Origin of the sequence: Neglectibacter caecimuris, assembly GCF_034335015.1 — a bacterium.
Lineage (GTDB): Bacteria > Bacillota > Clostridia > Oscillospirales > Acutalibacteraceae > Acutalibacter > Acutalibacter caecimuris_A.
This window is the reverse complement of record NZ_JAWXXK010000012.1, coordinates 62144-74736: the sequence shown is the minus strand read 5'-3', so window position 1 is coordinate 74736 and position 12593 is coordinate 62144. Positions and strand designations below refer to the sequence as shown.

Here is a 12593-nt window from a genome sequence, read left to right as displayed (position 1 = left end):
TACAATGGCAGAAGAAAAAGTAATGACTCCCGAGGTGGAGGAAGAAGCCAAGGAAATTGGCAAAAACTGGAAAGCAAATCCCCATAAATGGACTGGAGACCCCAACCAGCCCCTGCTGGAGGTCAAAAATCTGCGGGTCTCCTACAATACCTACGCGGGCGAGGTACAATCTGTCCGCGGCGTGAACTTTGACGTAAAGCACGGCGAGATTTTGGCCGTGATCGGCGAATCCGGCTGTGGCAAAAGCGTAACTGCCCGCACCATTATGTCTTTGATCCGTCACCCTGGCGTGGTCAAGGAGGGAAGCGAGATCATCTTCGAGGGCAAGAACGTGCTTTCCATGTCCAAGAAGGAGCTTTCCCAGTATCGCGGCGGAGACTGCGGCATGATTTTCCAGGACGCCCTTGTGGCGCTGGACCCCACCATGCGAGTGGGCAAGCAGATCATGGAAAACCTGCGGATCCACAGCAAAATGAGCAAAAAAGAGGCCAAGGAGGAAGCCATTCGTCTTTTGGACGTGGTGGGTATTCCCAACGCCGAAACTCGCTTTAAGCAGTATCCCTTTGAATTTTCCGGCGGCATGCGCCAGCGCGCCATGATCGCCATGGCGGTAGCCTGCCAGCCCAAGCTGGTCATTGCCGATGAGCCCACCACGGCCTTGGACGTGACCATTCAGGCGCAGATCATGGAGCTTTTGAAGCGTCTGCGGGACGAGGACGGCACCTCCATTATTCTGATCACGCATGATTTCGGCGTGGTGGCCGGCTTTGCGGATAAGATCGTGGTCATGTATGCCGGCCAGATCGTGGAACGCGGCAGCAGGCAGGAGATCTTCTATCACCCCCAGCACCCCTATACCTGGGCGCTGCTGGGCGCGGTTCCCCGGCTGGATTGGGAAAATAAGCAAATGCTCCGCACCATTCGCGGCACGCCCCCGGATCTGGTGGCGCCGCCCAAGGGCTGCCCTTTTGCCCGGCGCTGTGAGCTGTGCATGAACGTCTGTCTGGAAGAAATGCCTCCGGTAAAGGAATTCCCCGGCGAAGATCCGGAAAATCATGGGCACAGCGCCATGTGCTGGCTCTATGCGGACGACGCTCCGGCGGAGGTTCGGGAAAAGGCCGAGGCTCTGCGGGTGAAAGGAGGAGAAGGCCATGAGTAATGAAGTGGAAAAGACCACTGCCGCGGCTGGCGCAAAGCCGCTTTTGGAGGTCTCTCATTTGAAAAAATACTTCAAGGTGGGCAAAAAACGCACCCTGAAGGCTGTGGACGATGTTTCCTTTCACATCATGCCCGGTGAGACTCTGGGCGTGGTGGGGGAATCCGGCTGCGGAAAAACCACCTGCGGCCGTACCTGTGTGGGCATGTACGATCCCACAGGCGGCACCGTGCTGTATAACGGCAAGAATATTCATGAGCTCAAGGGCGCTGAGAAAAAGGCCTTCACCAAAGAGGTACAGATCATTTTCCAGGACCCTTATGCCTCTCTGAACCCCCGTATGACCGTTGCGGAGATCATCGGCGAGGGCATGGACGTGCATGGGCTGTACACCGGCAAGGAAGAGCGCCAGGAGCGGATCGGCCAGCTGCTTCGCATGGTGGGTCTGAACCAGGAGCACGCCAACCGCTTTATCCATGAATTTTCCGGCGGCCAGCGCCAGCGAATCGGTATCGCCAGGGCCCTGGCGGTAGAGCCGAAGTTCATTTTGTGCGATGAGCCCCTGTCTGCTCTGGACGTGTCCATTCAGGCGCAGATCGCGAACCTGCTGATCCGCTTCCAGAAGGAGCTGGGCCTTACCTATATGTTTATCGCCCACGATCTGGCTATGGTAAAGCATATTTCCGACCGGGTGGCAGTGATGTACCTGGGTTCTGTGGTGGAGCTTGCCTCCGCCGCCGAAATTTACAGCAACCCCCTGCACCCCTACACTGAGGCGCTGATGTCCGCTATTCCCATTGCGGACCCGGATATTGAAGATAACCGCCAGCGCATTATGCTGGAGGGTGAGGTCACCAGCCCCATCGATGTGCCCCCCGGGTGCAAGTTCCAGAGCCGGTGCCCCCGCGCTCAGGAGTGCTGCCGCAAGGACGCTCCCGAACTGAAGGAGGTTTCTCCCGGGCACTTTGTGGCCTGTCACTTTGCCGGAAAATAAGACGGCGGACTGTGTAAGAGTCTGCTAACCCGTCTTTTTGCCGGTTTTACAACAGACCCTGGGAAGGAGGCATTTTCAGCATGGAAAAGAAAAAGCGGGCTACCGCTTCCGATGTGGGTCATGACCTGCTGCGCTGCCTGATCGCGGGGATCTTGGTTTCCGCCATTGCCGCGGCGGTAGGAGCCACGCTGGGACTGTTGCTTTTTACGGAGGAAGTGGCTTTTCCGCCTTTGCAGGGAGCGGTCAGCGCCCTAATGCTGGCCGGCAGCTTCAGTATGCTGTGCTCTGCCTTCTTCTTCGCCAAATGGCGCAGGAAAGAGGATTCCGGTATGAGCAAATTCTGGAGCCGGAAATTCCGGTGCTTCAGCTACCAGGTGGGTTTTCTGCTCATCAGTGTGTTCGTTCTGATCCTGGGCTGTGTACTGGATATGGTTCTCCTTGCGCTGTGACATTTTTAGAGATTTTATAAAAATGAAACCCCGCCCTTTCGCTTCGGCAGAAGCGAAAGGGCGGGGTTGTTATGCCTTCATCAGATGCCGGATACTGGGTTTTAGACGCTGGACGGTGGAAAAGAGCAGATACAATGAGCAATTAAGTAATGAAGGACAGGGAAAGAGCAGTAAATGATAGTTTAGCGAACTAGTCGTTAGCTGTTAATAGTTAGTTGTTAGAGAAGAACAAGCCCTCTCTTTTGTCATTCTGAGGAACGAAGTGACGAAGAATCTCGTCCTTAACTCCAGGGCAAAAGGGCAAAAACGAGATTCTTCACTTCGCTCAGAATGACAGGAGGGAGGCGAGCGGATAACCGGTAAATTCCAATTTATCGTACTAACCGCCCCCTTGTCATTCTGAGGAACGCAGAAAGCTATAGCTTTCTCAACGAAGAATCTCGCCCTTAATGCCTGACTAAAAGGGCAAAGGAGCGAGATTCTTCACTTCATTCAGAATGACAAGAAGGATAGCCTCTGAGCTTACCATAAGAAAGCAATAAATTGTAGTTTACAGGCTGGAAAATAGCAGCAACTCTTTCCGCCCCTGAAAGGGGAGGTGGCGCAGCGAAGCCGTGACAGAGGGGTTATAGGACACTGGAAATCCGCATAAAACCTGAGCTTTCTACCTTATCACCACGGAACCCCTCAGTCAGCCTGTGGCTGACAGCACCCCTTTCAGGGGAGCCAAGGGTGCCATGAAAATTATAATTTAGCGTCACTCTTGACTTTCTCGCCTACCGGCTCGGGTGCAAAGCGCAGAAAGCCATGGCTTTCTCGGCGCTTGCCCTGCACCGACCAAGTTGACAAACGAGAACGGGTAGGGCGGTTGCTGAAGCGACAACTGACTTCTCCACTGGAGACCTCCCCCCTCACCGGGACGCACTTTCTCTTCTATCGGCTCGGTTGCTGTGTGCCTATGGGACATGCTCACTCCCCTGATGGTTTTCTCTCATTTTTCTTGCGTTCCTTATGGTCAGAGGATTTATTGATAGAGCTGAGCTTATTTTCTAAAAGACGGACTTTTTTTGTAACAGCGCTCCCTCTTTTCCCGGTTGACTTGCCTTCGGCTTTATGGTAAGGTTATCAGCGGAAAAGGGGGCTTTCACATGGCTGAGATCGTGGAAATTACAGAGTTCGCCGCGCCGGAGCTGGATATTTACGCCCGGCTTACGGAAAACCAGTTGCTGAACCGGGCGGATCCGGAAAACGCGCTGTTTGTGGCGGAAAGCCCGCTGGTCATCGGCAGGGCGCTGGACAGCGGGTGCGTTCCGGTCTCCTTTTTGATGGAACGGAAGCACGCCGAGGGAAAGGGGAAGGAGCTTCTGCTCCGCTGCGGGGAAATTCCCGTGTTTGTGGCGGAAAAGGAGGTGCTTTGTCAGCTTACCGGCTTCCACCTGACCCGGGGCATGCTCTGCGCCATGCGAAGGCCGAAGCTGCCCTCCGTGCGGGAGATCTGCGAAAACGCCCGGCGGATCGCCGTGCTGGAAAATGTGATGAACCCTACCAATATCGGCGCTATTTTCCGTTCCGCAGCCGCGCTGAACATTGACGCCGTGCTGCTGACCAACGCCGGCAGCGATCCCTTATATCGCCGGGCCGCCCGGGTGAGCATGGGCACGGTATTTCAGGTACCCTGGACGTATCTGCCGGAGGAGCGGCCCTGGCAGGAGCTGTTACAGGAGCTGGGCTTCCAAACGGTTGCCATGGCCCTGCGGGAGGACTCCCTGAGCATTGAGGATCCCCGGCTGGCGGCGGAAAGGAAGCTGGCCATTGTTCTGGGCACCGAGGGAGACGGTCTTGCGCCGGACACCATTGCCCACTGCGATTACACCGTGCGCATTCCCATGTCTCACGGGGTGGATTCCTTAAACGTAGCAGCTGCCAGCGCCGTGGCGTTTTACGAGCTGACGAAGTAGATGAGAAGGCATGTTGCAAAATGCGATCGCGGGTATCGTGAGCAATTAGGAATGAGAAATGAGCAATTAAGTTCAAGGGCATTGCAAACAGCGCTCGGCTGCAAGCAGCACAGACATTGTAACTAACACAAGCGTTGTGACCAACACAAGCGTTGTGACCAACGCTGGTAAATTGGAATTTACCGGTTATCCGCTCGCCTCCCTCCTGTCATTCTGAGCGAAGTGAAGAATCTCGTTTTTGCCCTTTTGCCCTGGAGTTAAGGACGAGATTCTTCGTCACTTCGTTCCTCAGAATGACAAAAGAGAGGGCTTGTTCTTCTCTAACGACTAACTATTAACAGCTAACGACTAGTTCGCTAAACTATAATTTAACGGTTTCCTTGTGGTCGGGTAAGAAATTATCTTCCCGCACCAAGTAGGGACACGAGTGCCTGCGGCGGCTGGCCGCAAACTACAATTCATCGTACTAACTGCCCTCTTTGCCATTGCTGAGCAAAAAGCGAAGTAAACTCCGCTTTCCCGGCGAAGGATCTCGACCTTATTTCCTGGGAAAAGAACCAAAGGGCGAGATTCTTCATAAAGAAAGCAAAGCTTGCCTTGCTTTTTGTTCAGTAATGACAGGAGGGAAGCGAACACCTTGACGCCAATTTCAATTTCTGCTGATTTTCTTTTGCTTTTTTCTTGCATGAAAGCATCTGAATCACATAAGGAGGTTTTTTTACTGCGCAACAGTGCTGCCGCTGTCCAGCGTCTAGAATCCAAAAGGAAATTGAAAATCATTTTTCATTATAATGTTGATATTACAAAATAAACGGGGTAAAATAAGAGTATAAATTTAATTAGGAAAAGGTGATGTTAGTCCGGCGTACCAGATGCTACACGATCAGTAACATGGGTATGACTGGCAAAGAGTAGATAAAATCAATTCAATAGGGAAAGAAAAAGCTGTGTAACAGTTTACTTTTTGTACCTAATGCTTGATTTTATTTTACTCTTTAACTAATCGTCTTTCAAAAGATTAGCCGTAGAGTAAAAGCTACGGCTTTTTCTTTTGCACAGAAAAGGAGAAAAAATGAATCACAATCTCATTGCATCGTTAAGAAAACCTTCTATTTACACAAAGTCAACGGCTGAGTTTTGGAATGATGAATACATTTCAAAGCAAATGCTCAAAGCGCACTTAGACCCGGACTTTGATGGAGCAAGCAGAAAATTAGATTTTATTGAAAAATCCGTTGCGTGGATTACAGAACAGATCCCGCCTGCCGATTATCCTTTGCTTCTTGATGTTGGGTGCGGCCCGGGGATATATGCTGAGCGGTTTGCCCAAAGGGGGTATCACATTACCGGAGTAGATTTTTCAAAACGCTCTATTGACTATGCGCAACGATCCGCTTTCAGCAGGAAGTTAGATATTTCATACGTGTATCAAAACTACTTGGAAATGGATTTGAATAAGAGCTTTGATTTTTGTACCATGATATATTGCGATTACGGCGCGCTGTCAACCAAGGACAGACAAGTAATTATGAAAAAGATTCATCATCATCTGAAGCCCGGTGGGAAATTGTTATTAGATGTATTTTCCATGACAAAGTTCTGGAATTTTCAAGAGCGGCAAACTTGGGAAATATGCCCTAACGGTGGTTTTTGGCGTCCAGATGAATATATGGTGTTGAGTGGATTTTACAAATACTTAGACAATGTAGCACTGGATTTCATAACGGTTGTTTCAAAAGGGGAAGTAACTCCCTACTATTTGTGGAATACATATTTCTCAAAGGAAAGTTTAATACAAGAAGCGGAAAGCGTTGGTTTTAAGATATGTGGGCTGTTTAGTGATGTTGCCGGGCGCAGCTATCGATCTGAAAGTGACACGATCGCAATCATTCTGGAGAAATAGCAGCTCTGAAAATGCAGCTTCACAAAACTCGAAAAAACGCGCTCAGAGAGCTTCGAAAGGAACGCGGGCAACGTCCTTGTCTTGTCATTACTGAACAAAAAGCAAGGAGAACCTTGCTTTCTCGGTGAAGAGTCTCGTTCTTCGAGCCTTTTTGAAGGGCTTTACGGGCGAGATTCTTCGTTGCTTCGTTCCTCAGAATGACAAAGGAGGGGGCTTATTATTCTCTAACAACTGAGGACTTATGGCTAACAATCTGCATGGAAAATTAGAATTTAGTGGTTATCCGCTTACTTTCCATCTGTCATTACTGAACAAAAAGCAAGGAGAACCTTGCTTTCTCGGTGAAAAATCTCGTTCTTCGAGCCTTTTTGAAGGGCTTTAAGGACGAGATTCTTCGTCACTTCGTTCCTCAGAATGACAAAGGAGGGGGCTTATTATTCTCTAGCAACTGAGGACTTATGGGTAACAATCTGCATGGAAAATTGGAATTTAGTGGTTATCCGCTTACTTTCCATCTGTCATTACTGAACAAAAAGCAAGGAGAACCTTGCTTTCTCGGTGAAGAGTCTCGTTCTTCGAGCCTTTTTGAGGGGCTTTAAGGGCGAGATTCTTCGTCGCTTCGTTCCTCAGAATGACAAAGGAGGGGGCTTATTATTCTCTAGCAACTGAGGACTTATGGGTAACAATCTGCATGGAAAATTGGAATTTAGTGGTTATCCGCTTACTTTCCATCTGTCATTACTGAACAAAAAGCGATAGCTTTTTTGTGAAGAATCTCGTTCTTCGAGCCTTTTTGAAGGGCTTTACGGGCGAGATTCTTCGTTGCTTCGTTCCTCAGAATGACAAAGGAGGAAGTTTACCCTTCTCTAACGACTAACAACTAACGGCTAACAACTAATACGCTAAACTACAATTTACCTGTTAATTTCCTTTTGTCTTCTTTTTCGCTGCTATGCAGCGCCACCGCCGTCCGGCAGCCTTCTCAGCGGAAATTTTCTGCTGGTTTCCTTCATTGCCCGGGAGACCTCTTCCGGGAGCTCTCCGTGCAGCTGGCGCAGCCCCAGCACGATCGCGCCCATGACGGGCTCGTATTCCGCTTCCACAATATCGGCCTTCGGCGCCAGCCGCAGGATTTCTTCCTTGACTGTTTCCTGGAACTGTCGGAACCGGCACTTGAAAATGCTGCCTGAAAGCACCACGTCCACAGGCTCTTCGGCAATCCCCATTTTTTGCAGGCGCGCCGTCAAATACCCCGCTATGGTCCTGCCGAAGTGCTTCCAGATCTCCCCGGCCACCCGGTCTCCGGCCAAAGCCTCCTCCTCCAGAATGAGGGGGAGCCGCAAGTATTCCCGGCTGCTGATTTTTTCCTTTACCCGCAGGAAAAGCAGGTCGTCCACACTTTTCGTCTGAAAAAAATCCAGCAGTCTTTTTGTCAGGCTGGTGTCTGGAAGCAGGCCCATATGGGAATCAAACACGGCCTGTACCGCTCTTTTTCCCAGGCTTCCGCCGCCCTGGTATTCGTCTGGAATGTAAAAGCCGTAGGCAAAGCTTTCCTGTCCGTTTTGCACGGCGCAGTTTAACCCGGAGCCGGCGCATAAAATGCCGCAGCGGCTTTTTCCCGTGGCCGCGCGCATGGCGATGATGCAGTCATTTACCACGGTGTTCTTCGCCCGGGGAAAGTATTTTTGAAGCTCCGCTTCTAACAGCTCAGCTTCGTAATCCCAGTCGATCCCAGTCAGGCCGCCCACTGTCGCCGTTATGTTTTCCCGCCGCAGCCCGGCGTGCGCAAGGGCACGGTCGGAAGCCTCCAGAATGGCCTTTACCGCATAGGCGAGGCCTTCGCTGGAATGGCAGGCCCCGTAGCTTTCCCCCATGCCCAGGATCCTTCCCCGCTCGTCCGATACGATGGCGTGGGTCTTGCTTCCTCCCTGATCGATCCCCAAAATATATTTCATAGGAGTTCTCCCGGCTTACAGATGAAATTGGGGCAGGTATTCCCTGTTGGCCTCCAAAAGCTCCGGGACCAGCTTTTCCACATACTCCCACTGCCGCACCAGCGGGTGAGCCAGCAGGGCAAGCTTCATTTTGCGGAGATCGCCCTCTACCGCGGCCTCTACCGCAAGCTGTTCATAGTTTTTCACCGCCGCGATCAGGCCCCAGCACATTTCCGGAACCTTCGCCACATGCAGGGGCTGCATGCCGGTTTTATTCACCAGGCACCCGATCTCCACCACCGCGCTGTCCGGCAGGAAGGGGACCGCGCCCTGGTTCGGCACGTTCACTACCATTTTGGTATCCACATTGTTATACACCGCGTTCACAAAGCTCATGGCCACCTCGGAATAGCCGCCTCCGCCTCTCTTGGCCAGGGCCGCGGGCTTGTGGCAGTTCGTCTTGTCCCCGTAGGCGGCAAAGACCTCTTTTTCCAGCTCCTGTACATATTCCCCTCTGGTTTGGGGGGCTTTTTTGCAGCGCGCCACCCGTTCATCGGTGTGGAAATACCATTGCAGATAGGGGCTTGGGATCACGCCCAGGAGCTTGATCAGCTCCAGATCCACATCTCCGTTTTCCGCCGCGATCTTCAGGAATTCCTCCTCCGTGGCCGGACGGCCATTCAGAGTGATGTTGCTGATGAAATTCATATGGTTCAGGCCCACATAGTCGTACTGCACCTGCTCATAGGGGACGCCCAGGGCCGCCTTTGCCCACATCTTCGGGAAGATGCCGCCGGAACAGAAGCCGGCAATGCGGGCCTTGGTGTACCTTGTCACGGCCTCTGTCACCAGCCCGGTAGGGTTGGTATAGTTGACCAGCCACCCCTCGGGAGCCTCCTGCTCCATTTTTTTCGCGACCTCCAGCATTACCGGAATGGTGCGGAAGGCCTTCATCATACCGCCGGCGCCTGTTGTTTCCTGCCCCACCAGGCCGTACCGCATGGGGATCTTTTCGTCCTTTACCCGCTGTTTGTTGCCTCCGACCCGGATCTGGGTATCGGCAAAATCCGCCCCGTAAAGCGCTCGGCTTAAATCGGTGGTACTTTTGATCTCCAGGGAAAGCCCCAGCTTTTCCGCAAATCTTCCGCAAAAGCCCTCCATGATCTCCAGGCGCTTTTCATCGATGTCATAGAGCATCAGTTCCCGTACCGGAAGCTGTTCCCTGCGAAGGGCCATTTCCTCCAGCAGCTCCGGCGTGTAAGAGCTTCCTGCTCCTACAATGGTAAATTTCATTCCCTGCATGCTTTGTTCCTCCCTTTGAAAAACATTCGGAAATTCTGCCTGATTTTTACAGGGTGAACCTGCCGGAAGTCCACCCGCCATACTCACGATCCATTATAGCCGATTGTTTCCCGAAAATCTACAGCAAAACAGTGAAAAAAGAGAGCACAAAAGCAAGTGACGCTGTGAATAGAAAGCGCCTGTATTTGCCCCAAATACGCTATTTATGATTTTTCAAATAAGCTTTAACTTTCTGTTTTCCAAAAATTGATCCAGGTTGTCAGAAAAAATGAAGAGTGAAAAAGTAAAAATCGGTAAGCTTCGTTTTGAAGCTTACCGATTTTTGGTGGGGACAACAGGACTCGAACCTGTGACCTCCTACGTGTGAAGCAGGCGCTCTAACCAGCTGAGCTATGCCCCCGTAACAAGAATATAGTATAGCAGGTTCCCGTCGGTAAGTCAAGAGTTGGGGGAGGAAAATCTTTCTTTTTGTTGTAGATATTACAATGACGAGCGACAAGAAGGGATAAAAAAGGTGACGAACAGGAAGAAAATATGCCAGGGTCCAGTTGGCAGGACCGAACCGAAAGCAGGTGTCCCTATTTGCTATGAAATTGAGTGCGTTTGACCCGGCAGCGGTGCTGAATTTACCAACCACCCCACCTCTTCCGGCCGCCAGACTCTTTTGAGAACTCCTGAAGGAGCCGGAGATCCGCCGCAAGCCGGTCCGTCCCTACACTCCGCGGCACGGGGGCAAAATCGGGTGCAGCCACCGGAAGGATAACAAAATTTTCCCTTTTGTCCTCTTAATTGGCTCTCCCCGAAGCTTCTCCTCGACTCCTTTGCTCTTTTTGTAACTCATCATTGACCTACAGCCGGGACTTTTTCCGGGCGGAAGGCGAGTTGACTTTATCCGGGCCCCGTGCTATCATGGCCCTGTTGGCCGGGTGTTCGCCCGGCTGTCCGGCGGAAGCGGGAAAATCAGCTTGAAAGAGGGCAAATAAATGAGAAAAATCATCGTCAACGCTTTGGAGAAGAAAAGCAGGATCAACAAAAACATCTACGGCAATTTTTCCGAGCATTTGGGCCGCTGCGTTTATAACGGCCTGTTCGTGGGAGAGCATTCCGATATTCCCAACGTCAACGGGATGCGCACCGATGTGGTGGAGGCGCTGAAGAACATCAGGCTTCCCGTTCTGCGCTGGCCCGGCGGCTGCTTTGCCGACGAGTACCACTGGAAGGACGGTATCGGCCCCAGAGAAGGACGGAAGCGCATGGTGAATACCCATTGGGGCGGTGTGACAGAGGATAATTCCTTCGGCACCCACGAGTTTCTGGAATTCTGCCGTCAGGTGGGCTGCGAGCCTTACATCAACGGCAATGTGGGCAGCGGCACCGTGCAGGAGATGAGCGAATGGGTGGAATACATGACCTTTGACGGCGTATCTCCCATGGCGGAGCTTCGGGAAAGGAACGGCCGCAAGGAGCCCTGGAAGATAAAATACTTTGGCGTGGGCAACGAAAGCTGGGGCTGCGGCGGCAATATGCGGCCGGAATATTATGCCGACGAGTTTCGCCGTTACCAGACCTATTGCAGAAACTATGGCGATAACCGGTTGTTTAAGATCGCCTGTGGCCCCAGCGACGGAGATTATGACTGGACGGAAAAGCTGATGAAGATCGCCGGGAACTACATGGACGGACTTTCCCTGCACTATTACACCGTTCCCACCGGCGATTGGAACGACAAGGGCGCCGCCACCGGCTTTACCGAGGCGGAGTATTACGCCACCCTGAAGACGGCCGGCCGCATGGAAGAGCTGGTCGCCCGTCACAGTCAGATCATGGACAGGTACGATCCCGCTCACAAGGTGGGGCTTGTCGTGGACGAGTGGGGTACCTGGTACAATGTGGAGCCGGGAACTAACCCGGGCTTCCTCTATCAGCAGAACACCATGCGGGACGCCATGGTGGCCGCCCTGACGCTCAACATCTTCAACCGCCACAGCGACCGGGTGGTCATGGCCAACATCGCCCAGCTGGTAAACGTGCTTCAGTCCGTGATTCTCACAGAGGGCGGCAAAATGGTGCTTACCCCGACTTATCACGTTTTCGATCTGTACAAGTGCCATCAGGACGCCACCCTGCTGAGCTGTTTTGCGGAAAGCGGGATCGTAGAGGGCGTTGCCGATCTCTCTGTTTCCGCCTCGGAGGACAGCGAGGGCACAGTCCATATTACAGCGGCGAACCTGAACGCCGGGGAAGCCTGCCCGGTGGAGATCCAGTTGCTGGGGAAGGAAACCGACAGCGCGGCCGGAAGGCTGCTGACAGGCGGTATGGGCGCTTATAACGACTTTGACCACCCCCATGACGTACAGATCACGGCGCTTGATGAGATAGAGCTGGAAGCGGGCAGGGCACGTTTCACGCTGCCCCCCTGCTCTGTGGCGGAGATCGCCCTGAAATGAACCGGAGAGTATGCAGGCGCTGTCTGCTGAAGGAGCTGGACGGGGAATACTTTCAGTCCGTCTACCGGTACATCGAAAGCATTCCATTAGAACAGAAAACGCCGCCGGAGGAGTATCGCCGCCGCCTGGAGCTTTGCAAGGCCTGCGGCCAGCTGCAAAACGGCATGTGCGCCCAGTGCGGCTGCTTTGTGGAGGTTCGGGCGGTAAAAAAGAAAATGGGCTGCCCGGTGGGAAATTGGAGCGGCATAGAATAGGATGCGGAAAGGAGCTTGAAGCAGGCAATACTTTTTAGCAATAAAGTTCCCTTTGAATGCCGGATAAACAGCGAGGTACTGCCGGGAATGGATGAACCCGCAGCTCTTCAGCCCCAACATACCGGCTGCCGGGCGCGCCTGCCAAATGGGTCATGGGGCGGTCTGCATACAGGAAAGACCGCCGGCGGCGGACAAC

General features: G+C 52.6%; 9 protein-coding genes and 1 tRNA gene. 7 read left to right on the top strand and 3 right to left on the bottom strand.

The window, feature by feature from the left end; translation table 11 throughout:
- Nucleotides 1–4: 4 nt before the first annotated feature.
- From U8T64_RS13480 to U8T64_RS13460, 5 genes are all read left to right on the top strand, one after another.
- The gene (locus U8T64_RS13480; RefSeq protein WP_322184302.1) at nt 5–1159 is read left to right on the top strand and encodes an ABC transporter ATP-binding protein; all 1155 of its coding nucleotides are present in this window, start codon (nt 5–7) and stop codon (nt 1157–1159) included.
- Nucleotides 1152–2150 carry an ABC transporter ATP-binding protein gene (locus U8T64_RS13475; RefSeq protein ID WP_322184300.1) on the top strand — a complete coding sequence of 333 codons (999 nt, stop codon included), beginning with the start codon at nt 1152–1154 and terminating at the stop codon, nt 2148–2150. The genes U8T64_RS13480 and U8T64_RS13475 overlap by 8 nt, the downstream gene beginning before the upstream one ends.
- An 80-nt stretch (nt 2151–2230) precedes the next feature.
- Nucleotides 2231–2599, top strand: coding sequence for a hypothetical protein (locus U8T64_RS13470; protein WP_322184298.1), 369 nt, complete (start codon nt 2231–2233; stop codon nt 2597–2599).
- A 1148-nt stretch (nt 2600–3747) separates the two neighbouring features.
- Nucleotides 3748–4557: a TrmH family RNA methyltransferase gene (locus U8T64_RS13465; RefSeq protein ID WP_322184296.1), complete on the top strand. Its 810-nt coding sequence runs from the start codon at nt 3748–3750 to the stop codon at nt 4555–4557.
- Between the two features lie 1072 nt (nt 4558–5629).
- Nucleotides 5630–6460 carry a class I SAM-dependent methyltransferase gene (locus tag U8T64_RS13460; RefSeq protein ID WP_322184294.1) on the top strand — a complete coding sequence of 277 codons (831 nt, stop codon included), beginning with the start codon at nt 5630–5632 and terminating at the stop codon, nt 6458–6460.
- 950 nt (nt 6461–7410) lie between these two features.
- Here the strand turns inward: U8T64_RS13460 and U8T64_RS13455 are convergent.
- The 3 genes from U8T64_RS13455 to U8T64_RS13445 all read right to left on the bottom strand — a co-directional run bounded on the left by U8T64_RS13455 (nt 7411) and on the right by U8T64_RS13445 (nt 10096).
- Nucleotides 7411–8415, bottom strand: a complete 1005-nt coding sequence (locus tag U8T64_RS13455; RefSeq protein WP_322184292.1) for an N-acetylglucosamine kinase — start codon at nt 8413–8415, stop codon at nt 7411–7413.
- 15 nt (nt 8416–8430) lie between these two features.
- Nucleotides 8431–9696: a 6-phospho-beta-glucosidase gene (locus tag U8T64_RS13450; RefSeq protein WP_322184290.1), complete on the bottom strand. Its 1266-nt coding sequence runs from the start codon at nt 9694–9696 to the stop codon at nt 8431–8433.
- Between the two features lie 323 nt (nt 9697–10019).
- Nucleotides 10020–10096: transfer RNA gene (locus tag U8T64_RS13445), tRNA-Val, on the bottom strand.
- Between the two features lie 583 nt (nt 10097–10679).
- On the opposite strand from U8T64_RS13445, the gene U8T64_RS13440 reads away from it, so the two are divergent.
- Both U8T64_RS13440 and U8T64_RS13435 read left to right on the top strand, forming a co-directional pair.
- Nucleotides 10680–12143 carry an alpha-N-arabinofuranosidase gene (locus tag U8T64_RS13440; RefSeq protein WP_322184288.1) on the top strand — a complete coding sequence of 488 codons (1464 nt, stop codon included), beginning with the start codon at nt 10680–10682 and terminating at the stop codon, nt 12141–12143.
- The gene (locus U8T64_RS13435; protein ID WP_322184286.1) at nt 12140–12397 is read left to right on the top strand and encodes a DUF6171 family protein; all 258 of its coding nucleotides are present in this window, start codon (nt 12140–12142) and stop codon (nt 12395–12397) included. Before U8T64_RS13440 ends, U8T64_RS13435 begins: the two co-directional genes overlap by 4 nt.
- Nucleotides 12398–12593: the final 196 nt, after the last annotated feature.